Source organism: Brevundimonas sp. TWP2-3-4b1 (genome assembly GCF_049897665.1).
Taxonomy (GTDB): Bacteria; Pseudomonadota; Alphaproteobacteria; order Caulobacterales; family Caulobacteraceae; genus Brevundimonas; species Brevundimonas subvibrioides_B.
The window spans coordinates 276,429-296,913 of the sequence record NZ_JAFCWQ010000001.1; the positions used below are offsets into that span (position 1 = coordinate 276,429).

A 20,485-nucleotide genomic window follows, 5' to 3' on the forward strand; every position below is an offset into this window, starting at 1 on the left:
GCTGCAGGGGCTAGACTGTCAGGCCGGAGCGTCGATTCGCGCTCTGGTCCCCGAGAAGGCGACGACCATGTCCTATGACGACGACCAACGCCCCCGCGACCGCGGCGCCTATACGCCGCCGACGGATGACGACCTGCCGTTCAACCGCGGTGGTTTCGACGCCCGTCGCGGTCCGCCCGCCAAGGCCCCGCCGGTGACCCTGATTGTCAGCGCCGGCGTCCTGCTGGTGCTGATCATTGCGGTGGTCCTGTTCTATCGGTCGGGCTTGCGCTCTTCGACCGATGCGCCGCCGGCTGTCGGCACCCCTATCGCCCAGCTAAAGGTGGAGGCGCCCGAGGAGGCCCAGCCAATCGATCCGGAAACCGGCGTCGGCCTGTACGATCAGGCCGAGGACACCGCGACGGCCCCGGCCTTCACGCCGCCGCCCGAAAGACCTCTGCCCCGTCAGGCCCCACGTCCCATCGAGACCGCCGAGGCGACCGCGCCGGTTCGTCCTGCGGCGCCCGCTCCCTCACGCCCGGCTGCTCCGGCCGCCACAACGCCCGCTCCGGTCGCCAACGGCGCCGGCGGAGCGGCTGCGGTCCAGATCGGGGCCTTCTCCTCAACAGCCATCGCCGACCGGGAGTACGCCTCGGTCGCCGCCCGTTTCCCGCAGTTCGCCCGCAACGCCACCAAGCGGGTGCAGGAAGTCACGGCGTCGAACGGCTCGACCGTCTATCGCACCACCTTCACGGGCCTCAGCCGCGAAGACGCCCGCGCCTTCTGCTCCGCCATCGAAAGCGGCGGCGGCGACTGCCTGGTGCGATAGGGATTTGAACAGCGCCGCCATCTATGGCTGCTCAGGGCCCGTGCTGACGGAGGAGGAGCGTACCTTCTTCGCCGACGTCCGGCCGTGGGGTTTCATCCTGTTCCGGCGGAATGTGGACAACCCGGAGCAGGTCCTGCGCCTGACGTCGGACCTTCGCGACAGCGTAGGCTGGGACGCGCCGGTGCTGGTCGATCAGGAGGGCGGTCGGGTCCAGCGTCTGGGGCCGCCGCACTGGTGCAAATACCCGCCGGGTGATGCCTATCTGAAGGCGACCAACGATTGGCTCGCAGCCCGGGAACTGGCGCGGCTGGGCGGCCGGCTGATGGCCCATGACCTGAAAGCGGTCGGCATCAACATCGACTGCGCCCCCGTTCTCGACGTCCCGACGCCGGGCGCCCACGACATCATCGGCGACCGCGCCTACGCCAGGGATCCGGCGACGGTGGCCCAGATGGGCCGGGCGGTGGCGGAAGGTCTGCTGGCCGGAGGCGTCCTGCCGGTGATCAAGCACATGCCGGGCCACGGCCGTGCTTTCGCCGACAGCCACAAGGAACTGCCGACCGTTCATGCGGATCTGGATGCGCTCGACAATTGGGACTTCGCACCGTTCAAGGCCCTGTCGGACATGCCCATCGGAATGACGGCCCATATCGTCTTTACGGCCATCGACAATAAGCGGCCGGCGACCCAGTCAAAGAAGGCGATCAAGCTGATCCGCGACCATCTGGGTTTCGGGGGCCTGCTGCTGTCCGACGATCTCTGCATGAACGCCCTGTCGGGGACGCTGACGGAGCGGGCGGAGCGGTCGCTGAAGGCCGGATGCGACCTCGTCATCCACTGGACCGGCGACATGGCCGAGATGCGTCAGGTGGCCGAGGGCGTGCACCGGCTGAAGGGCGGGGCGGCGAAACGAGCGGAGGTAGCGCTGGCCCGGATCGTTCACACGCCGGAGCCGCTGGATGTCCGCGAGGCGCGCGACCGGTTCGACGCCCTGCTGGGCGGTCGGCTCGACGCCTCGAAGGGACCGGACGTGGGCGAGGCGCAGGCCCCCGCCTCAAGTCGCGCGAACGCGCGGTAGGCAAAGAGAATGTCGGAAGCCTTCCAGCCCAATCTGGACTTCACGGCGGCGCAGGAGGTCGATGCGCGCGACGCCTTCGTGGTCGATCTCGATGGCTACGAGGGACCGCTGCACGTCCTTCTGGCCCTGGCGCGGACGCAGAAGGTCGATCTGCTGAAGCTGTCGATCACCCGGCTGGCGGAACAGTATCTGGCCTTCGTGCATGAGGCCCGGCGGCGGAACTTCTCCTTGGCCGCCGACTATCTCGTGATGGCGTCATGGCTGGCCTATCTGAAGTCGCGGTTGCTGTTGCCCCGGACCGAGAAGGGCAAGGGCGACGAGCCGCCGGCGGAGGAAATGGCCGCCGCCCTGGCCTTCCGGCTGCAGAAGCTCGAGGCGATGCGGAAGGCCTCCGACGCCCTGCTGGCCCGGCCGCAGCTGAAGCGCGACGTGTTCACGCGGGGCGACCCGCAGGCGACGGTCATCGTCCCGTCCGACCGGATCGACGCCAGCCTGTACGAGCTGATGGCGGCCTATGTCGGCCAGCGGCGGCGGGAGCAGGCCCGGCACTACAATCCCGGCCAGAGGGTCGAGGCCTATCCATTGGAGGCGGCGCGGGACTGGCTGCGCGAGATCCTGCCGCGTATGGCCGACTGGACGCCGCTGGAGCGGGTCGCGCCTGTCCGGGACGGCGAGGGGCCGAGCCAGGCCAGTCTGACCGCCTCGACCCTGTCGGCCAGCCTGGAGCTGGTCAAGGAGGGCGCGATGGATGTGCGTCAGGAGAAGGCCTTCGACGAGGTCTGGCTGAAGCGGCGCGGGCAGGGCCAGCCGCTGGAGCTGACGCCGTGAGCGGCGTCCAGTTCGCGCCCGACGAAGGCGAGATCGAACGGCGGGTCGAGGCCCTGCTGTTCGCGGCGGCCGGGCCGCTGTCGGCGGCGGATATCGCCCGAAGGTTGCCCGAGGGCGCGGAAGTGGGGCGGGCCATCGCGGGTCTGCGGGCCCGCTATGAGAGCCGGGGAGTGGAGCTGGTCTGCGTCGCCGACCGGTGGAGCTTCCGGACGGCGGGCGACCTCGGCTTCCTGATGACCGAGGAGCGGGAAGAGCCGCGCCGGCTGTCGAGGGCGGCGCTGGAGACCCTGGCCATCATCGCCTACCACCAGCCCGTCACCCGGGCCGAGATCGAGAGCGTGCGGGGCGTGTCGATCTCCCGGGGGACGCTGGACCTGCTGCTGGAGATGGGGTTCGTGCGGCTGAGGGGCCGTCGGCGGACGCCGGGGCGGCCGGTGACTTATGCGACGGCAGACCGGTTCCTCGAGCATTTCGGCCTGGCCAGCCTCTATGAGCTGCCGGGCGCGGCGGAGATGAAGGCGGCGGGGCTGCTGGACCTGTCCCTGCCCGTCGGGTTCGAGGTTCCGGACCCGTCGCGGTCGGGACCGGAGGATGAGGACCCGATCGAGGACGGGGATGCGCCCGAGTTCGCCCAGGACTTCGTGGGCGACTGATCCGGGACCGACTCGGGTTGACGTCCGGGGGGTGTCTGGCTATACGCACGCCTCCGCCGCCGGGCTTCCGCGCGGCTTTTCTATTTCTATTTGCCTCCAGCCTGCGCTGAGCAGCGAGCCGCCGAGCGGCAAGCGTCAGCGCCACCAAGGATTTCAGACCATGAAGGTCCGCAGCTCGCTCAAGTCGCTCAAGACCCGTCACCGCGACTGCAAGGTCGTTCGCCGCAAGGGCGTCGTCTTCGTGATCAACAAGACGGACCCGCGCTTCAAGGCGAAGCAGGGCTAAGGGCATTCCGGTTCGCTAACGGCGACGACGCGGTCGTCGCCTGCTTGAGCTGAGAACTACCCACAGGTCGCGGACTTTGTCCGCGACCTTTTTCGTGCCCGGCGTTGAGCCTGTGCCTCTGGCATGGTTAGCGTCCCGGCTCTTCTTTGTTGCCCTGCCGCCCCCTTTGGCGACCTGAGGGCGGCCAGCCCGATACACGGAGACCTCCCATGGCCGACGACGCCACTTTCGACGCCTCGCCGGACGTCATGAACGCCACGGCCCAGGGTCGCCTGCGGACCATCATCGAGCGCATCGAGCGTCTCGAAGAGGACAAGGCCGCGATCATGGCTGACATGAAGGAGGTCTTCCTCGAAGCCAAGGGCGAGGGCTACGACGTCAAGATCCTGCGCAAGGTCATCCGCATCCGCAAACAGGACAAGGCCAAGCGTCAGGAAGAGGACGCGATCCTGGACCTGTATCTGTCGGCGCTCGGCGAGATCTGATCCTGAAGCGGACGCCCCTCCCGGGCGGTCCGAAAGGCCCTGCAGGGTCACTCAAGCGCTCGACCGGGCTCAAGCCGGGGGCGGGCTTCCAGACCAAAGACGCGCCGCCGCCCAGCCCGTTCGAGGCCGAGCGTGAGGCTGCGCGTCGCAAGGCGCTGAACGCCCTCAAACGCGCCAAACGCGCCGCCGACAAGGCGGGGATCGCCCTGTCCGAATGGGAGGGGGAGTTCATCGAAGGCGTCTCTGACCGCATCAAGACCTACGGCCGCGCCTTCGGCGACCCGGAGAAGGGCGCGCCGGGTCAGGCCCTGTCGTCGATGCAGGGCCGCAAGCTGAAGGAGATCACGGCCAAGGCCAACGGCGAAGAGCCGAAGCGGCGATGGAGTCGCAAGACGCCGCCGTCCGGCGAAGCCTGATCCCCAACGTCCGGATCGTCCAGACGAAAAACAGGCTGACGAAACGGACGAAGCGGACGAAACGAGAGAAAAGTCGTTTCGATTCAAAAATCTGACGCGACCCCTGTTTCGTCCGTTCGCCAGGGAGCCGGGCGTTCCGCCCGCGCGCGGCGCGATGATTGTCAAAGACCCGACGAAAAGGTGGGGAGACGGTCGCGAGGCCGCAAGACGTGAGTAGGAATAAACTCATATTTATATCGCCGCGACCTGGTATTCGGGGATGATAGCTTTCGACCCGTTGCAGACGGTCGGCATGTCCACAGCCAGGAGAAAGACACCCCGCGGCTCAGCTTGACGAAGGTTGGCTGGCGAGAGCTAACTGACGCCGCCACAACCGGAGCGCGCTATGTTGTTGATCTCCCTTTTGTCCGCGATGGTCTTTCAGGACGCGCCTGTCGCCCATCCTGAGACGCCGCAGCAGTTTCGAAACCGGCGCTCTGCTTACGTCCAGGGAACGCTCAATGTCGCCTCAGGCGAGCGGGCTACCCTGCGTCAGAACGCGGATGGAACCTATGACCTGATCCGGGTCGACCGGATCCAGATGCGAGACGTCTTGCCGCCGACGGACCGATCGACTGCGGCCGTCAACGATGCGGACGCCGGAACCCTGAGGTTCGCCCTGGAAAGTCGCCAGGATGTCGGTTCCATACTGAAGGTTGAGAACGGCCAGTCCCAGGGGCTCGCCTATTCAGGGTTCATCGTGCGCTACGTCGGCGGACAGGCGCGCGGTCCCGACCCGACGTCGGTGTGTACCGTTCCGCCAGGAATGGCCACTTATGAGCACTGGCCGGAGCCCATCATCCAGGTCGTGATCGGGGGGCTCCAGCGCTCCGACGATACCGTGCCGACCTGCGCCCCGCACCTCGATAACCCGCCCGACGCTGCGGCAGATGCCCTTACAACGGAGGGTGAACACCTCGGGCGGCTATCGACCCTGTTCGCGCTGTGTGAGCCCTACTACACCGTTGATATCGCCGTCGGGCACCGCCTCGCCGACGATTTCGAGCGGCGCTCACGAGAGGCCGGTTGGACGGACGAACGACAGACCGCGGCCTATGACCGGGGCCGCGAGGTGGAACGCGCCGAGGTGGGTATCGTCATGAATGCGGCCGGCGTGACGCCGCAGGAGGCGCGTCGCCTACTGCGCGACATGTACCCGCGCCTGAAGTCCCGGTGCCAATATCTGTCGCAGCAGGTCCCTGGCGCGGTTTCGGGCCTGGAGACCGGTGACCGACGCCTGGACGCTGCCGCCCGTCGCTACCGCTAGGTGAGATCGGCTGTAACCCTGATGAGTGAGGCGTCCGCTCCCCACCCACTGCAGCATTGGATGCATGCGATTGCAGTCCGTTTTGATCCGCCGAACGGTATGATCACGCGGTTGAACTTCGAGGGACCTCAGTATGGTGCAAAAACCTGTGACCGAGCCGACTCTGGTCGTGGCGGAAACCCCTGAGGATTTCGAGGCTTTTGGAAGCGTCTGCCGGGCGTATGTCGAATGGTGCCGCGAGCGTTACGGCGACATGCCCTGGTTCGTCGAAGAGGTCTTCGGCTATCAGGATCTGGAAGAAGAGCTGAAGGAGCTGGCGCATAAATACGGTCAACCCGCGGGGCGCACCCTGCTGGTCATGGGCAAGGATGGGGTCGTGGCGGGTGGGGCCTACCGGCGGCTGTCGGATACGGTTTGCGAACTCAAGCGGCTGTTCGTGACGGATGGGGCAAGAGGCTTGGGTCTGGGCAGAAAACTGTCGGACGCCCTGATCGGCGCGGCAATCGCCGATGGCTATTCCACCATGCAGTTGGACACCGGCAATCGCCTCACCGAGGCGATCGCCATGTATGAATCGATGGGGTTCAGGCCCATCGAGCCTTACCAGACGTATCCAGAGCGATTGATGCCCTATCTGGTTTTCATGGAGAAGCCGCTCGATTGAGCGGCGATCAAGGTCTGCTGGCGGCGCCAATCGAGGCCGTGCACCCCGGCCTGCGCCGGAGTGCACGGTGGTCTTGGCGGCTAGAACAGGATTTTGCGCAGGCTGATCGAGAAGACGCGGCCCTGGGGGTCGAGGAAGTCGGGCTGGTAGTTCAGCGGGACCGTGCCGGTCGAGGAGGTCACCTCGGTGCGGCTGTCGAACAGGTTCTGGATGCCGAAGTTGAGGCGCGTGCCCTTCAGGATCGGGAATTTCTCGACCCAGCTGGTCCGCTGGGTCAGGTCGGCGAAGACGTTCAGGTTGACCGTGGTCTGGTCGCTGAAGGCCAGGTCCGAACCGCCCGCGCCGCCGTCGACGCGGGTCGCCTGACGCCAGTTGGCGTTCATGAACGAGCCGAATCCGTTGCGGAAGACCCCGGCCTGGACCTGGAACTCGTTGCGGGAGGTGCCGCCCCGGGCGCCGATGGCGTCCCCGTCCAGCAGGTCCAGCTCGGGCAGGCTGTCACGGATGCTCACCGTGTCGGTGAACCGGACCGTATGATAGATTGACAGGTTGAAACGGCCCTGGCCGGGCTGCATGCCGCCGCCGCGTCCCCCACCGGGACGGCCGCCGCCCATCATCATCATCATGCCGCCGCCGGCCATGCCGCCCCGTCCGCCGCCCATGGCCGCCGGCGGGGTGGGCGTGCCGAAGGCGCGCGAGACGTTGAAGCCGGTGCGAAGCTCGGCCCGCTCGGTGCGGGCGAAGTTCAACGGCCGGGCGTCCAGGGCGATCAGATTGCCCGTGGCGTCGCGGGTGAACCGCTCCGGCAGGGCCGCCTCGAGGTCGGCGGTGATCGTCGGGAAGGCGATGATCGCGTCGTTGACGATCGTGCGGGTGTAGTTGGAGCTGACGGAGAAGTCCTGCTCGGACCAGGGCCGGAAGTTCACTCCGAGGGCGAGGACCTGACGATCCTCGGGGCTGAGGTTCGCGTTGCCGCCGCTGACGCGGGTGATCTGGACCGTCCGGCCGGTGCGGAAGTCGAACACCGAACTGTTGGGCGTCGAGATGGTCGGATCGTTGAGCTGCTGGATGGTCGGAGCGCCCTCTTCATCCTTGTAGCTGGCGCTCAGGGACAGGGCTTCGATCGGCGACCAGCTCGCCCCGGCGCCCAGGGTGACGAGGCCGCCGATGTCGGAGGCCTCGTCATAGCCGGCGTTGGCCGTGATCGAGAGGTCGCCGAGCCCCGTGAGAACTTCGCGGCTGCGGCTGGCGATCGGCAGGGAGAAGTTGACCGTGCCATAGGCGCGGTCGCGGCCGATGGCGCGCTCCGAGAAGACGCCGCCCCGAGTGCTTTGCGAGTTGAGGTCGCGGGTGTCGACGCCGACCTTCCAGGTCGAATAGAGGCCGCCGGCGGGCGCCTGGAGCAGGTTGCCCATGACGACGCCTTCCAGCAGGCCGCCGCTGGCGACGGAGTTGGCGGTGTCGGTCAGGCGGGTGAAGCTGGAGGCGGAGAGGGCGCCGAAGGGGTTCAGCATGCCAGCGGTGACGGCGGTTTGCGCCGCCGTGGCGCTGAGGCCGCGGCCGGTCGTGGTGTCGGTCTCGACCCGGTCGTAGGCGCCCTGCAGGGTCCAGCGCCAGTTTTCGCCGACGAAGCCGTCGAGCAACAGGCCGAGGTTGGCGGTCGAGGTGTCGGTGTCGCGTGTCAGGGCGCCGGCGTCGCCGATGAACCGGTAGACGGCGACGTCGCGGCTGAAGGGCGAACCGTTGCGGCCGGCCGGCGCGATCAGGGTCACCCCGGGCAGTCCGCCGTAGGCGAAGCTCGAGGCCTCGACCAGATTGAGACTGACTGTGCCCTTGGTCGTCGAGTTGAGGTCGCGCGCGAGCGAGGCGTTCAGCGTCGTCGTGTCGCCGCGCGGGAGGAGGGTGCGATAGTCGCTGAGATTTCCGGTGCGCGGAGCGTTCGCGCCGGCGGCGAACTGGGCGAGCGTCGGATTGGCGACGCCGGGGTTGGCCGCGACCACCGCCGCCAGGGCCGGGTCGATCCGGGTCCCGTAGGGAATGCCGGCGACGTTGCCGGTCAGGTCGAAGGGCTGGGAACCCGGATCGCGGGTGATGTCGCGTTCGCTTTCGAACAGGGCAGTGTCATGCAGCCGCTCCAGGCTGACGTTGATGCGCGAGCCGTCGATGATGTTGAAATAGCTGGTTTCGACCTCGGTCGAGGTGCGGCCGCCCTGGGTCGGGGCCCGGTTGGACAGCTCGGCCGTCGCCTGGCGGAACTGGGCCTTCAGGACGATGTTCACGACCCGCTGATCCGCCGTGTAGCCGTAGGTCAGGGCGACCTGTTCCGGCAGGATCTCGGTACGTTCGATGGCCTCGAACGGGATGTTGCGGATTTCCTGGAAGCCGGAGGTGCGGCGACCGTTCAGCAGGATGACGGGGCCGCCGGAACCGCGTGAGCTGCGGGTCAGGGGCTCCAGCGCCGTCAGCAGCTCGGCAATGTTGGAGGCGCCGTAGGCGCGCAGCTGTTCGGCATCCAGGACGAGATCGGGCGGGACGTCGCCCTGGACGCCGCCGCGCAGGCGGGTTCCGTCGACCAGGACGTCGTCGACCACGTCGGCGTCTCCGGCGGGCGCGCCTGTCGGGAGGTCCTCCTGATCGTCATCCTGAGTCGCCGGAGGTGTCGTCTGGGGCGTGGCCTGCGCGGGGGGCACTGTCGTCTGCGGCGGGGGCGCGGTCTGGATGGCGCCCGAGGCGAGGGCATAGAGCAGGGCGGCGGCGATGGTCATTCAACAATCCGAACGAGGCGTGGGGAAACGCCCGTCGGGAGGCGAACGCGCAGCGCTGCGATCAATCCGACGGCCTGGTTATACGGCTCAGTCATCATGATCCGTCGCGGCCGCAATGTGGCGCTTTGTTGCAGCCCTGCGTCGCGAAGGAAAACTGTGGTTTTCGAGCCGCATCGGCTGGGCTCCAGCGTCGATCTGCGCGGGAACAAAGCCGTTGCGCGCGCCCGGTCGGCCACGCATCATCGCCGCATGCGAGCGCCAGAAGAGTTCGAGACCGATCGCCTGCGTCTCCGTCCCGTTGCGCGAGCGGATGCAGCGGACATCTTTCGAACCTACGCCGGACAGGCTGGGCCGATGCAGTTCATGAACTTTCCACGCCATCGCGATGTGGCTGAAAGCGTGACGTTCGCGGACTTCTGCGAGGCTTGCTGGCGCTCCGGCTCCGCCTTTCCCTGGGCGGTCACCGACAGGGTCACGGGACAGTTCATGGGCGCTCTGGAGCTCAGACTGAAGCCGCCCAGAGCCGACTTGGGGTATATCCTTGGAGAGCGGTTCTGGGGTCAGGGTTTCGCGGGCGAGGCGGCTTCGGCGGTGGTCGCATGGGCGATCGCCCAGCCCGGAATCTTTCGCGTGTGGGCGACCTGCCATCCGGAAAACGTCGCTTCCGCCGCTGTCCTCCGCAGGGCCGGACTGACTTACGAGGCGACGCTCGCCAACTGGGACGCCCGTCCCCAGCTCGGGGAAGCGGCGGGGCCCAACGATTGCTACGCCCTGACGAGGTCCCCCGGGACCGCAGAGATCACCCCGCCTCCCTGAGCACGCCTTCCAGCCCCTGTTCGCGGACCTTGCGGTAAAGGGTCGAGCGGCCGATGCCGAGGCGGCGGGCGATCTCCGACATATGGCCGGCATAGACCTCGATGGCGTGCTGGATCAGGTCGCGTTCGATGTCCTCGAGCGTGCGCAGATGGCCGCGCTCGTCGAGGATCCTGATCGGCTGGTCCGGCAGGGGCGGCAGGTCGGCGTAGTTCATGATCGCGGCCGACGGCGCCTCGGCCTCCAGCGGCATGGCGACGCCCGAGATGGCCGGGAAGTCGTGCGGCTGCAGGAAGGGGGCATCGGCCAGGACGATGGCGCGATAGATGGTATTCTCCAGCTGGCGAACGTTTCCGGGCCAGTCGAAGGCGGTCAGCAGGGCCAGGGTCTCGGGCGCGACACCGGCGATCCGCTTGCCTTCCTCGACGTTGAAGCGGCCGATGAAGTGGTCGATCAGGGCGGGCACGTCCTCGCGGCGTTCGCGCAGGGACGGGGCCTCGATGGGGAAGACGTTGAGGCGATAGAACAGGTCCTCGCGGAACCGGCCCTCGGCCACGGCCGTCGAAAGGTCGCGGTTGGTGGCCGAGACGATGCGGACGTCGACCTTGACGGCGCGCTTCGAGCCCACCGGGTCGATCTCGCCCTCCTGCAGGGCGCGCAGCAGCTTGACCTGCATGTCCAGCGGCAGTTCGCCGATCTCGTCGAGGAACAGGGTGCCGCCGTTGGCCTCCATGAACTTGCCGAGGTGTTTGTCGGAGGCGCCGGTGAAGGAGCCCTTCTCGTGGCCGAACAGGATGGACTCGACGAGGTTGGCGGGCAGGGCGCCGCAGTTGACCGCGACGAAGGGCTTGCCGGCGCGGTCACTGGCGCCGTGCAGGGCACGGGCGATGACCTCCTTGCCGACGCCGCTCTCGCCCGTGATCAGGACCGGGATGGACGACTTCGCCGCGCGGGCGCCGAGCTGTTTGACCATCTGCATCGGACGGCTGTCGCCGACCAGATCGGCGAAGGTGACGCGGCCGGCGACATGCTTCTTCAGACGGCCGACCTCGGCGGTCAGCTGGGTCAGCTGCAGCGCGTTGCGGATGCCGACCAGGATGCGTTCCGGGCTGGCGGGCTTGATGAAGAAGTCCTGGGCCCCGGCCTGCATGGCCTTGACCACGGTCTCGATGCCGCCGTTGGCGGTCAGGACGATGACGGGGGTGGTGACGCCGGCGGTACGGATCTCGGCCAGGGCCTCCATGCCGCTCATGCCCGGCATGACGAGGTCGAGCAGGACCACGTCGGCCCCGCCGCCCTTGGTCAGGCGGTCGATGGCCTCGCCGCCGGATTCGGCGTGGACGACGATATAGCCTTCGCGATCCAGAACCGCCTGGACGAGGCGGCGCTGGGTCGGATCGTCGTCGACCACCAGAACGGTCTTGGCCATGTGCGGGCGCCCTTTGTCATCACCGATGGGGGGTCGCGTTCGAGGTGCGCGACTGACCCGTTTCGGGACGGTTTTAGCCCCGATGCGGTGAAGATCGGGTGAGAGGGCGTGGTGTGCGGTGGGTTAACGGGCGGGCGGGCAGGCGAATGGGGCGGCGGGCGACAGGGGTGACTGCCGCTCTCCGCCGGTGTCGAGGTCGGGCAGGTTGTCGCTGTAACCGGCCTTGAGCTTGCCCTGACGCAGCAGGTCGCGCGCGTCCGTGGTCGCCGTCTCGTCGCCGCACCGCACGGGGACGTAGGTTCCGAGCGGGATATAGGTCCCGAACTCGGCGTCCTCGCCATAGATCGTGACCCGGTAGGACTGGACCAGCAGGACGGTGTTCGGCTGGAAGCCGATGGCCTCGCCGACCGTGGCCAGACAGTCGCCGTCCGCCCGGCATTCGCGACGGGCGTCGTCGTCGGTGACCGGCTGGAAGAAGACCTCGGGCAGGGCGGGGGCGCCGGGGAGGGTGGCGATCGTCGGCTTGAAGGCCTCATCAGCGGGAGCGTCGGCGACGGGGAAGATGTCGGCCTGGGCTTGCCGGGCGCGCTCAGCGACGTCGGCGTCATCCGAGCCGGCGAGACGGGCGAGGGCGGCGCGGCCAGTCTTGCCGCTGCCATTCTGGAGGAAGGCGTAGTCGAACTTGTCGGGCGCGACCTTGCCGCCTTCAAGCCGGGCGACCTGATCCGCGACCGACAGGCGGGCGGGATCGGCCAGCGGGGTGAACAGGGCGAGGATGACGGCGACCTCGAGGACGGCGGTGACAACGTTCGTCATCTCCAGCGCCTTCATCCACGGCGAGCCCTTGCGGACGAAGGGGACCAGGGCGCCGATGCCGTAGCCGATCGCGTAGGCGGCGCCGACGAGAGCGCAGGCGACGGCGATGATCCGGTCGGGCGTCAGGCCGTGCTGGCCGATACGCAGGCTGAGACCCCAGAAGGCGATCAGGACCAGGGGCGTCAGCAGGACCGAGGCGACGCGGACGGCGATCCTGAGCACGGCGGGCGGCAGGTTGTCGGCGCGGCCGTCCTGATAGGCGGCGTTGATGAGGATGATCAGGCCGCCCGCGGCCGACAGGACCAGGGCGGTCGCGCTGCCGGTCTCCCACAGGCCGTCGAGACCGGTGAAGGGCAGGGCGGCGAGGAAGCCTCCGACCAGAACCGTCAGGACCAGCAACAGCCAGGACAGCAGCATCAGGGCGACGGTTCTCACGCCCCGGATCAGGCCGTCGCGGACGTCGGTCAGATGGACGGCCGTGGCGAAGGCGAGACCGGTCAGGGGCAGGGAGAACCAGCCCTCCTCGATCAGGTCGCCGAGGAAGCTGAGGCCGATGATGTTGAACAGGGCGGCCCCGAGGAACAGCAGCAGCCAGAAGGCGCCGGCGAAGGCGATCGACAGGACCAGCTGCACGCCTGCCATCCAGGCGGCGTCGAAATAGGCGGGGAAGGAGGCGATCAGTTTGCGCTCGCGATCGGCCGGGACGATCAGATGATGGGCGATGAACAGGGCCGCCGCCGAGAAGGCGAACAGGGGGAAGGTCATCTCGCGGCCGACGTCGCCGGCCTGACGCGCCACGTCGTGCCAGGCGAGGAAGGCCAGGGCCGCCGCCGCGACGACGCCCCAGATCGCCAGGGTCGGCCAGCGCAACCGCCCGACGCCGGCCAGCAGGGGCGGCGGCAGGAAGAGGGCGACCAGCACCAAGGGGCCGAAGGTCTCGGGGAAGCGCGAGGACCAGGTCGCGCCCTCGCCCTCGGAGGCGCGGACCAGGAGATAAAGGGCGATCCCCTGCGCCAAACCGATCACCAGCCGGACCAGACCGACGAGGCGGTCGCTCTGGCCCAGGTCGCTGCGGCCCGCAGTGTCTGTCTGGTCGGTCATGTCGTGTCTCCCCCGGAGCGTGACCATGAACCGGGGTGAGGCGTCGGGGAAGCTACGTTTCCTGACGGACGGCGCGGGCGAGGTAGCAGCCGCGCGGGGCGAAATGGATGTGGGCCTGTGCGACGGCCGGGTTCGCGAACCATTGCGCCAGTCGGTCGTCGAGCTCGGCGCCGTCGATGACCTGTCCCTCGATCATCATGTTGCGCCGGTCATAGACGCGCAGGGACAGGGGGCGTTTGCGCAGCATCTCGGGCGCCTCGGCCGCCGGTGCGGCCCTGACGGCGGCCTCGCGCACGAAGATCGGGCCCGAGGCGCGATAGGGCGAGGCGGGATCGGTCAGGTGGGCGTGGTTGACGAGCACGAGGGCCTCGCCCGCGTCGGCGTCCTGGAGGCTGACGCGGCAGGGTGCCCGGCCGGGGGCATCGGCGACCCAGCGGCGGGCGCCGACCTCGGCCAGTTCGGCGTCGGTCATGGCGAAATAGGCGGTGAAGGGTTCCAGCGGCAGGGCTTCGATGCGGTAGGTCATGGGCGTCTCTCCGTGTTCGCCGGGAGAGATGCGACGAACCGCGCCGCGCGTCTGGCGGGTTTCGGCCGTTGCGCCACGGCCTCGGCGACCCCACAACGAAGGGCATGAACGCCCCCTTCAAAGCCCCGCCCCATCCCGTCGATCCCGCCGAACCGCCTCTCTGGGACCTGTCCGATCTCTATGCGTCGCGCGAGGATGCGCGGATCGCCGCTGATCTGGAGGCGGCGCGGACGGCGGTCGCCGGACTGAACGGGCTGCAGGGCCGGTTCGTCGGCGAGCGCGCCGATGCGAAAGCGCTGGGCGCGACGCTGGACCGGGCCATCACCCTGTACGAACAGGCCTCGGAAAAGCTCGGCGCCCTGGGCGCCTATGCCTTCCTCGCCGCTTCGACCAACCGGGCGGATGCAGGGGCGCAGGGGTTCGAGGCCGATCTGCGCGAGAGGATCACCGCCATCGCCACCCCGACCGTGTGGCTGACGCTGGAGATCAACCAGCTGGAGGAGGCCGAAATCGAGGCGGCGCTGGCGGCTGATGATGGCGCAAGGAAGTGGAAGCCGTGGCTGCGGCGGGTGCGGGCGATGAAGCCGCACGAGCTGTCCGGCGAACTGGAGACCTTCATCGCCGAGCGGATGCCGATCGCGGCGCAATGGCCCCGGCTGTTCGACGAGACGTGCGCGGCGCTGCGGGTCGAGAGCGGCAAGGAGAGCCTGACCCTGGCCGAGGCGCTGAACCAGCTTTCCGACCCCAGGCCGGCGAAGCGACGTTCAGCGGCCGAGGGGCTCAACACGGCGCTGGCGGCGCGGACCTCGACACTCGCACTGGTGCTGAATACCGTCGCGGCCGACAAGGCGATGGAGGACCGCTGGCGCGGCTTCAAACGCCCCGCTGACAGTCGCCACCTGGCCAACGAGGTCGACGGCGAGTCCGTGGATGCGATGGCCGATGCGGTCGCCGCCGCCTATCCGAAACTGTCGCACCGCTACTATGCGCTGAAGGCCAGGGCGTTGGGCAAGGCGAAGCTGGACCAGTGGGATCGCAATGCGCCGCTGGAGACGACGGCGCCGCGCGGCTTCGACTGGACCCAGGGGCGCGAACTGGTGCTGGAAAGCTTCGGCGATCTGGGCGGGGAGTTCGCGCAGGCGGCCGGGCGGTTCTTCGACAAGCCCTGGATCGATGGACGCGCGCGAGCCGGGAAACAGTCGGGCGCCTATGCCCATCCGGTGACGGCCGACCGCCACCCCTATGTCTTCCTGAACTGGATGGGCGAGCGGCGCGACGTGCTGACCCTGGCGCATGAACTGGGGCACGGGGTGCACCAGACGCTGGCGGCGGAGAAGGGGACGCTGCTGGCCGATACGCCGCTGACGCTGGCCGAGACCGCGTCGATCTTCGCCGAGGGTCTGACGTTCGACCGGCTGCTGGCGACGGCGCCCAGGGCCGAGCAGCGGGGTCTTCTGGCCGGGCGGATCGAGGACGGGTTGAACACCGTCGTCCGCCAGATCGCCTTCCACCGCTTCGAGACGCGGTTCCACGACGAGCGGGTGAAGGGCGAGGTGTCCGCCGACCGGCTGGGCGAACTGTTCCTTCAGGAAATGGGGGCCTCGCTCGGCCCGGCGGTGACCCTGAACCCCGGCTACGAGGCGTGGTGGAGCTATGTCAGCCACTTCGTCCACTCGCCCTTCTATGTCTACGCCTATGCGTTCGGCGACCTGCTGGTGGCGGCCCTGATGGAGACGCGGCGGGCCGACCCGGACGGGTTCGCGCCGCTGTATCGCGGGCTGCTCGCGGCCGGCGGGACCAAGACCTATGTCGAGGCGCTGGAGCCGTTCGGCCTCAATCCGCGCGACCCGTCCTTCTGGACCATCGGCACGAAACGGCTGGAACGACTGATCGATCAGTTCGAGGCTCTGGGATCGTAATCCTCCCCCATCGGGGGAGGGGGACCGCGAAGCGGTGGAGGGGCGCAGCCTCAGACACCGGTTTCGCGGCAGGCCCCCTCCGTCACTCCGCTTCGCTTCATGCCACCTCCCCCAACGGGGGAGGATTTCGCTGGGCGCCTTGAGCCAAACCCCCGCATCGCTATAAGAGCGCGCAATCGCCTCTCCGACGGACGCAGACTCATGGCCGACCATCATTCCCCGACCGAACACGCCGATCACGACGCGGATGCCTATGTCCACGGCAAGATGACGGTCGAGGAGCAGACCGCGACCTACAGCCTGTTCATGAACCTGGCCAAGTGGGGCTCGCTGGTGGTCGCCGCGGTGCTGCTGTTCCTGACGCTGTGGTTCCAGCCGGGCGGCAGCTTCATCGCCGGCGCCCTCGGCGGCGGGGTTCTGGCCGTCGCCGGCTTCGTCTTCCTGAAGGGCGGCAAGAGCCACTAACTTTTTGGGCGCGCTATCGCTCGCCGAGCAGCGGCTCGCGACTTGAGCGCGGGTCGGCCCGTGCGCGGGCGACCCTTCGCCGCGCGGCGTTCTGATTGAACCTTGCCGACTTTCCGCCTTTGACGCATCCGTATCCCAGCGCCTAACGTTCTCCGATCCAGTCTGGATGGGGAGATTCGCTTGGCCGTTGCCATCGCCGTGACCCGGGAACGCCGTGAGGGCGAGACCCGCTGCGCCGTCACTCCCGAGACCGTGAAGAAGTTCACCGCCCTGGGCGCGACCGTGACGGTCGAGGCCGGCACGGGCCTGGGCTCGTCCATTCCCGACAGCGAGTATGTCGCGGCCGGCGCCACGGTGAAGCCGGACACCCGCGCGACCCTGGACGGCGCCGATCTGGTGCTGAAGGTGCGCGGTCCGACGGCGCAGGAAATCTCGGCGATGAAGCCGGGCGCGATCGTCGTGGCCCTGCTGGACGCCTATCGCGAGAAGGACACGGTCGCGGCCATGGCCGGGGCCAACGTCACCGCCTTCGCCATGGAGTTCGTGCCCCGGATCACCCGGGCCCAGGTGATGGACGCCCTGTCGTCCCAGGCGAACCTGGCCGGATACCGCGCCGTTATCGAGGGTGCCTATGCCTATGGCAAGGGCTTCCCGATGATGATGACGGCGGCGGGCACGGTCGCCCCGGCCAAGGTCTTCATCATGGGCGTCGGCGTCGCGGGCCTGCAGGCCATCGCGACGGCGCGGCGTCTGGGCGCGGTGGTCACGGCCACCGACGTGCGCCCGGCGACCAAGGAACAGGTCGAATCGCTCGGCGCCAAATTCCTCGCCGTCGAGGACGAGGAGTTCAAAAACGCCCAGACCGCCGGCGGCTACGCCAAGCCGATGTCCCCCGAGTACCAGGCCAAACAGGCGGCCCTGACCGGCGAACACATCAAGAAACAGGACATCGTCATCACCACCGCCCTGATCCCCGGACGCGCGGCGCCGGTTCTGGTCAGCGCCGAACAGGTGGCCTCGATGAAGCCGGGCAGCGTGCTGATCGACCTCGCTGTCGAGGCGGGCGGCAATGTCGCAGGGTCGAAGCCGGGCGAGGTCGTGACGACGGCGAACGGCGTGTCGATCGTCGGCTACACCAACCTGCCGGGCCGGATCCCGTCGGACGCGTCGTCGCTTTACGCCAAGAACCTCGTCGCTTTCGCGGGCCTGCTGATCAAGGACGGGGCGCTGGCGGTGGATCTGGAGGACGAGATCCTTAAGGCGGCGGTGGTCACCAACGGCGGGGTCGTGGTGCACGAAGGGGTGTGGGGGTGAGAGAAATCTCGATCGTTCGCGGCGTTGGCTTGGCCCTCGTGTTCGTCGCGCCAACGCTTGTCCTGATCGGCGCCTTGGCTGCCGTGAGCGGCGTTCAGATCGGCGGGCTGTTCGGAGGGTTTCTTGCTCTCATCGTGAACTATGGCCCGCAAATGATGATGTTCGCCGGGATTGGCGTCATCGTCTTGCTGCTGGTTCGAATTGAAAGTCACTTGTCTCACAGGGATGGAGCCGCCTGATGGAACACGTTGATCCCACCGTCTTTCGCCTGGCCATCTTCGTGCTGGCGATCTTCGTCGGCTACTATGTCGTCTGGTCGGTGACCCCGGCGCTGCACACGCCGCTGATGGCCGTGACCAACGCGATTTCCAGCGTCATCATCGTCGGCGGTCTGATCGCGGCGGCGGCCGTGTCGGGCGAGGCGACCGGGCCGAACGCCTGGATCGCCAAGGGCGCCGGCGTCGCGGCCGTGACCCTGGCCAGCGTCAACATCTTCGGCGGCTTCATGGTCACGCGACGGATGCTGGCCATGTACAAGAAGAAGGAACGGCCCGCGAAGCCCGCCGAGGCGGCCAAGGCCTGATGTCCTTCGCCGACCTGAACCTCGCACCTGCCAGCATTGCCTGGACCGGCTCGTGGATCGCCACGGGCATCGGTCTCGGCATGTGGGTGTGGAGCTGGGTTGGCGAGAAGAGCCCGATCCAGAAGCTGCGCCTGCGCGACTGCGGCGTGGTGCTGCTGTTCTCGGGCATTCTGGCGCGGATCGTGGTGCAGGACCGGCCGATGATGGCCGTGGACTGGGCCATGGTCTTCCTGGGCCCGCTGTTCATCGCCGCCGCCCTGTGGCGACTGGCGCGGACGGCGGCGGGCGCCGGGACGGACCCCCGATGATGCGTGGGTTCGCCGGCCTTCTTGTTCTCGCCGTTACGGCGGTCGCGTCCGCCGCCTCGGCCCAGGTCCATGTCGGTCCGAATGTCGAGGGCGGCCTGCCCTGGTCGGTGGCGGCGCCCCAGGGCGCCAGCTGGTCGCTGGTCTGCCGGTTCGCACCGGTGACCTATGAGGCCAGCCAGTGGGACCAGCGCCACTGGACCAACAAGATCGCGACGACCGGAACGGGCGCGGCCCGGGGGCGTCTGCCGCATCAGGACGGACGCTGCACCGTGAAGAAGACCGGCGGGCCGGGACCGGTCGGCATCGCCATGGTCAAGGACGGCGAGGTCCTGTCCGACGCCACCAACGATACGGCCCATCCGGCTGCGGTGGGCTTCCTGTGATGACACGACTGAAGAAGACGATTTCGGGGGAAACGACATGAACGCATCCATCGCGGCGCTGGCCTATCTGGCGTCGGGCGTCCTGTTCATCCTTTCGCTCCGGGGCCTGTCGAGCCCGGAGACCAGCCGTCAGGGCAATACCTTCGGCATGATCGGCATGGGGCTGGCGGTCGGCATCACCCTGCTGACGCTGGGGACCTCGGGCGCGCTCGATCCGGTGACCCTGGCCCTGCTGGCCGGCGGCGTGATCGTGGGCGGCGGCGGCGGGGCGTTGATCGCCAAACGGGTCGCCATGACCGACATGCCCCAGCTGGTCGCGGCCTTCCACAGCCTCGTCGGCATGGCCGCCTGTCTGGTCGCCATCGGAGCCGTCTATGCGCCCGAAGCCTTCGGCATCCTCAATGCGGACGGCGTGGGCATCAAGACCATTTCGATCATCGAACTGAGCCTGGGCGTCGCCATCGGCGCCATCACCTTCACCGGCTCGGTAATCGCCTTCGCCAAGCTGAACGGCAATATGTCGGGCGCGCCGATCATCCTGCCGGCGCGGCACCTGATCAACATCGGCCTGGCCCTGGGGCTGGTCTTCCTGATCGGTATCCTGATCGGCACGGGCGGCACGGCGGTCTGGGCCTTCTGGGGCGTGTTCGCCATCGCCCTGATCCTCGGCGCGACCCTGATCATCCCCATCGGCGGGGCCGACATGCCGGTCGTGGTGTCGATGCTGAACTCCTATTCCGGCTGGGCCGCGGCGGCGCTTGGATTCACGCTGGAGAACATCGCCCTGATCATCACCGGCGCCCTCGTGGGCTCATCGGGCGCGATCCTCAGCTACATCATGTGCAAGGCGATGAACCGCAGCTTCATCAGCGTGATCCTGGGCGGCTTCGGCGGCGACACGGGTCCGGCGGGCGCAGCGGGAGCGGCGGAAACCCGCCCCGTCAAACAGGGCTCGGCCGAAGACGCCGCCTTCATCCTCAAGAACGCCTCCAAGGTCATCATCGTCCCCGGCTACGGCATGGCCGTGGCCCAGGCCCAGCACGCCCTGCGCGAGATGGCCGACAAGCTGAAGGAAGAAGGCGTCGAGGTGAAATACGCCATCCACCCCGTCGCGGGCCGGATGCCGGGCCATATGAACGTCCTGCTGGCCGAGGCCAATGTCCCCTATGACGAGGTGTTCGAGCTGGAGGACATCAACGCCGAGTTCGCCACCGCCGACGTCGCCTTCGTCATCGGCGCCAACGACGTCACCAATCCGGCGGCCAAGACGGACCCGACCTCCGCCATCTACGGCATGCCGATCCTGGACGTAGAAAAGGCGGGCACCGTCCTGTTCATCAAGCGCGGCATGGCGGCGGGCTATGCCGGCGTCGAGAACGAACTGTTCTTCCGCGACAACACAATGATGCTGTTCGCCGACGCCAAGAAGATGGTCGAGGGGATTGTGAAGGGGCTTTAGTCAAGCTTAACAGTTAGATAGCTCTTGTGAAATAACCCTAGAGAGCCTAGGGATTTTTTCCGTGACGCTCCCCGTTGGCG

22 protein-coding genes are annotated in these 20,485 nt (G+C 68.0%); 17 read left to right on the forward strand and 5 right to left on the reverse strand.

Going from position 1 to position 20,485, the window contains the following annotated elements; translation table 11 throughout:
- Window positions 1-67: 67 nt before the first annotated feature.
- The 8 genes from ACP7A5_RS01370 (at window position 68) to ACP7A5_RS01405 (ending at window position 6,524) form a co-directional block, all read left to right on the forward strand.
- The gene (locus ACP7A5_RS01370) at window positions 68-808 is read left to right on the forward strand and encodes an SPOR domain-containing protein (RefSeq protein WP_426040232.1); all 741 of its coding nucleotides are present in this window, start codon (window positions 68-70) and stop codon (window positions 806-808) included.
- Window positions 809-812: 4 nt separating this feature from the next.
- The gene (gene nagZ / locus ACP7A5_RS01375) at window positions 813-1,886 is read left to right on the forward strand and encodes a beta-N-acetylhexosaminidase (RefSeq protein ID WP_426040233.1); all 1,074 of its coding nucleotides are present in this window, start codon (window positions 813-815) and stop codon (window positions 1,884-1,886) included.
- Between the two features lie 9 nt (window positions 1,887-1,895).
- Window positions 1,896-2,714: a segregation and condensation protein A gene (locus ACP7A5_RS01380; protein ID WP_303693973.1), complete on the forward strand. Its 819-nt coding sequence runs from the start codon at window positions 1,896-1,898 to the stop codon at window positions 2,712-2,714.
- A complete protein-coding gene (gene scpB, locus ACP7A5_RS01385; RefSeq protein ID WP_426040234.1) occupies window positions 2,711-3,367 on the forward strand; it encodes an SMC-Scp complex subunit ScpB in 657 nt (218 codons plus the stop codon). The genes ACP7A5_RS01380 and scpB overlap by 4 nt, the downstream gene beginning before the upstream one ends.
- Window positions 3,368-3,527: 160 nt before the next feature.
- Window positions 3,528-3,653: a type B 50S ribosomal protein L36 gene (ykgO, locus tag ACP7A5_RS01390; RefSeq protein WP_008263184.1), complete on the forward strand. Its 126-nt coding sequence runs from the start codon at window positions 3,528-3,530 to the stop codon at window positions 3,651-3,653.
- A 209-nt stretch (window positions 3,654-3,862) separates the two neighbouring features.
- Window positions 3,863-4,138 (forward strand): DUF2312 domain-containing protein, encoded by a 276-nt coding sequence (locus ACP7A5_RS01395; protein WP_303693971.1) that lies wholly within the window; start codon window positions 3,863-3,865, stop codon window positions 4,136-4,138.
- Window positions 4,139-4,939: 801 nt separating this feature from the next.
- Window positions 4,940-5,860, forward strand: coding sequence for a hypothetical protein (locus ACP7A5_RS01400; RefSeq protein ID WP_426040235.1), 921 nt, complete (start codon window positions 4,940-4,942; stop codon window positions 5,858-5,860).
- A gap of 133 nt (window positions 5,861-5,993) precedes the next feature.
- Window positions 5,994-6,524, forward strand: a complete 531-nt coding sequence (locus ACP7A5_RS01405) for a GNAT family N-acetyltransferase (protein WP_426040236.1) — start codon at window positions 5,994-5,996, stop codon at window positions 6,522-6,524.
- Between the two features lie 80 nt (window positions 6,525-6,604).
- Here ACP7A5_RS01405 and ACP7A5_RS01410 read toward each other — a convergent pair whose 3' ends face one another.
- Complete coding sequence (locus ACP7A5_RS01410; protein ID WP_426040237.1) at window positions 6,605-9,289, reverse strand: TonB-dependent receptor; 2,685 nt, start codon at window positions 9,287-9,289, stop codon at window positions 6,605-6,607.
- A gap of 87 nt (window positions 9,290-9,376) precedes the next feature.
- Window positions 9,377-9,670 carry a hypothetical protein gene (locus tag ACP7A5_RS01415; RefSeq protein ID WP_426040412.1) on the reverse strand — a complete coding sequence of 98 codons (294 nt, stop codon included), beginning with the start codon at window positions 9,668-9,670 and terminating at the stop codon, window positions 9,377-9,379.
- On the opposite strand from ACP7A5_RS01415, the gene ACP7A5_RS01420 reads away from it, so the two are divergent.
- Window positions 9,611-10,105 carry a GNAT family N-acetyltransferase gene (locus ACP7A5_RS01420; RefSeq protein ID WP_426040400.1) on the forward strand — a complete coding sequence of 165 codons (495 nt, stop codon included), beginning with the start codon at window positions 9,611-9,613 and terminating at the stop codon, window positions 10,103-10,105. The genes ACP7A5_RS01415 and ACP7A5_RS01420 overlap by 60 nt on opposite strands.
- Here the strand turns inward: ACP7A5_RS01420 and ACP7A5_RS01425 are convergent.
- The 3 genes from ACP7A5_RS01425 to ACP7A5_RS01435 form a co-directional block, all read right to left on the reverse strand.
- Window positions 10,089-11,531 (reverse strand): sigma-54-dependent transcriptional regulator, encoded by a 1,443-nt coding sequence (locus ACP7A5_RS01425; protein WP_426040238.1) that lies wholly within the window; start codon window positions 11,529-11,531, stop codon window positions 10,089-10,091. The two genes, ACP7A5_RS01420 and ACP7A5_RS01425, sit on opposite strands and share 17 nt — an antisense overlap.
- Before the next feature lie 123 nt (window positions 11,532-11,654).
- The gene (locus ACP7A5_RS01430) at window positions 11,655-13,448 is read right to left on the reverse strand and encodes a DUF4153 domain-containing protein (RefSeq protein ID WP_426040239.1); all 1,794 of its coding nucleotides are present in this window, start codon (window positions 13,446-13,448) and stop codon (window positions 11,655-11,657) included.
- 52 nt (window positions 13,449-13,500) lie between these two features.
- On the reverse strand, window positions 13,501-13,974 hold the full coding sequence (locus ACP7A5_RS01435; protein WP_426040240.1) for a DUF1203 domain-containing protein: 474 nt from the start codon (window positions 13,972-13,974) through the stop codon (window positions 13,501-13,503).
- Window positions 13,975-14,189: 215 nt separating this feature from the next.
- Here ACP7A5_RS01435 and ACP7A5_RS01440 point away from each other — a divergent pair, with 215 nt between their 5' ends.
- The 8 genes from ACP7A5_RS01440 (at window position 14,190) to ACP7A5_RS01475 (ending at window position 20,405) form a co-directional block, all read left to right on the forward strand.
- Complete coding sequence (locus tag ACP7A5_RS01440) at window positions 14,190-15,893, forward strand: M3 family oligoendopeptidase (RefSeq protein WP_426040401.1); 1,704 nt, start codon at window positions 14,190-14,192, stop codon at window positions 15,891-15,893.
- Window positions 15,894-16,094: 201 nt separating this feature from the next.
- On the forward strand, window positions 16,095-16,358 hold the full coding sequence (locus ACP7A5_RS01445) for an aa3-type cytochrome c oxidase subunit IV (protein WP_426040241.1): 264 nt from the start codon (window positions 16,095-16,097) through the stop codon (window positions 16,356-16,358).
- 180 nt (window positions 16,359-16,538) lie between these two features.
- The gene (locus tag ACP7A5_RS01450) at window positions 16,539-17,672 is read left to right on the forward strand and encodes a Re/Si-specific NAD(P)(+) transhydrogenase subunit alpha (RefSeq protein WP_426040242.1); all 1,134 of its coding nucleotides are present in this window, start codon (window positions 16,539-16,541) and stop codon (window positions 17,670-17,672) included.
- Entirely contained in the window at window positions 17,669-17,911 is a 243-nt protein-coding gene (locus ACP7A5_RS01455) for a hypothetical protein (RefSeq protein WP_426040243.1), read from the forward strand. The genes ACP7A5_RS01450 and ACP7A5_RS01455 overlap by 4 nt, the downstream gene beginning before the upstream one ends.
- Complete coding sequence (locus tag ACP7A5_RS01460) at window positions 17,911-18,255, forward strand: NAD(P) transhydrogenase subunit alpha (RefSeq protein WP_298160825.1); 345 nt, start codon at window positions 17,911-17,913, stop codon at window positions 18,253-18,255. The genes ACP7A5_RS01455 and ACP7A5_RS01460 overlap by 1 nt, the downstream gene beginning before the upstream one ends.
- Window positions 18,255-18,563 carry a hypothetical protein gene (locus ACP7A5_RS01465; protein WP_426040244.1) on the forward strand — a complete coding sequence of 103 codons (309 nt, stop codon included), beginning with the start codon at window positions 18,255-18,257 and terminating at the stop codon, window positions 18,561-18,563. The genes ACP7A5_RS01460 and ACP7A5_RS01465 overlap by 1 nt, the downstream gene beginning before the upstream one ends.
- A complete protein-coding gene (locus ACP7A5_RS01470) occupies window positions 18,560-18,946 on the forward strand; it encodes a hypothetical protein (RefSeq protein ID WP_426040245.1) in 387 nt (128 codons plus the stop codon). The genes ACP7A5_RS01465 and ACP7A5_RS01470 overlap by 4 nt, the downstream gene beginning before the upstream one ends.
- Window positions 18,947-18,983: 37 nt before the next feature.
- Window positions 18,984-20,405, forward strand: coding sequence for an NAD(P)(+) transhydrogenase (Re/Si-specific) subunit beta (locus tag ACP7A5_RS01475; protein WP_426040246.1), 1,422 nt, complete (start codon window positions 18,984-18,986; stop codon window positions 20,403-20,405).
- The last annotated feature ends 80 nt before the right edge of the window (window positions 20,406-20,485 follow it).

What these genes read in the sequence shown, in the direction of transcription:
- ACP7A5_RS01370 (WP_426040232.1), top strand. Translation starts at nt 68, where the DNA reads ATGTCCTATGACGACGACCAACGCCCCCGCGACCGCGGCGCCTATACG.
- ACP7A5_RS01380 (WP_303693973.1), top strand. Translation starts at nt 1,896, where the DNA reads ATGTCGGAAGCCTTCCAGCCCAATCTGGACTTCACGGCGGCGCAGGAG.
- ykgO (WP_008263184.1), top strand. Translation starts at nt 3,528, where the DNA reads ATGAAGGTCCGCAGCTCGCTCAAGTCGCTCAAGACCCGTCACCGCGAC.
- ACP7A5_RS01395 (WP_303693971.1), top strand. Translation starts at nt 3,863, where the DNA reads ATGGCCGACGACGCCACTTTCGACGCCTCGCCGGACGTCATGAACGCC.
- ACP7A5_RS01400 (WP_426040235.1), top strand. Translation starts at nt 4,940, where the DNA reads ATGTTGTTGATCTCCCTTTTGTCCGCGATGGTCTTTCAGGACGCGCCT.
- ACP7A5_RS01405 (WP_426040236.1), top strand. Translation starts at nt 5,994, where the DNA reads ATGGTGCAAAAACCTGTGACCGAGCCGACTCTGGTCGTGGCGGAAACC.
- ACP7A5_RS01410 (WP_426040237.1), bottom strand. Translation starts at nt 9,289, where the DNA reads ATGACCATCGCCGCCGCCCTGCTCTATGCCCTCGCCTCGGGCGCCATC.
- ACP7A5_RS01415 (WP_426040412.1), bottom strand. Translation starts at nt 9,670, where the DNA reads ATGGCGTGGAAAGTTCATGAACTGCATCGGCCCAGCCTGTCCGGCGTA.
- ACP7A5_RS01425 (WP_426040238.1), bottom strand. Translation starts at nt 11,531, where the DNA reads ATGGCCAAGACCGTTCTGGTGGTCGACGACGATCCGACCCAGCGCCGC.
- ACP7A5_RS01430 (WP_426040239.1), bottom strand. Translation starts at nt 13,448, where the DNA reads ATGACCGACCAGACAGACACTGCGGGCCGCAGCGACCTGGGCCAGAGC.
- ACP7A5_RS01435 (WP_426040240.1), bottom strand. Translation starts at nt 13,974, where the DNA reads ATGACCTACCGCATCGAAGCCCTGCCGCTGGAACCCTTCACCGCCTAT.
- ACP7A5_RS01445 (WP_426040241.1), top strand. Translation starts at nt 16,095, where the DNA reads ATGGCCGACCATCATTCCCCGACCGAACACGCCGATCACGACGCGGAT.
- ACP7A5_RS01460 (WP_298160825.1), top strand. Translation starts at nt 17,911, where the DNA reads ATGGAACACGTTGATCCCACCGTCTTTCGCCTGGCCATCTTCGTGCTG.
- ACP7A5_RS01465 (WP_426040244.1), top strand. Translation starts at nt 18,255, where the DNA reads ATGTCCTTCGCCGACCTGAACCTCGCACCTGCCAGCATTGCCTGGACC.
- ACP7A5_RS01470 (WP_426040245.1), top strand. Translation starts at nt 18,560, where the DNA reads ATGATGCGTGGGTTCGCCGGCCTTCTTGTTCTCGCCGTTACGGCGGTC.
- ACP7A5_RS01475 (WP_426040246.1), top strand. Translation starts at nt 18,984, where the DNA reads ATGAACGCATCCATCGCGGCGCTGGCCTATCTGGCGTCGGGCGTCCTG.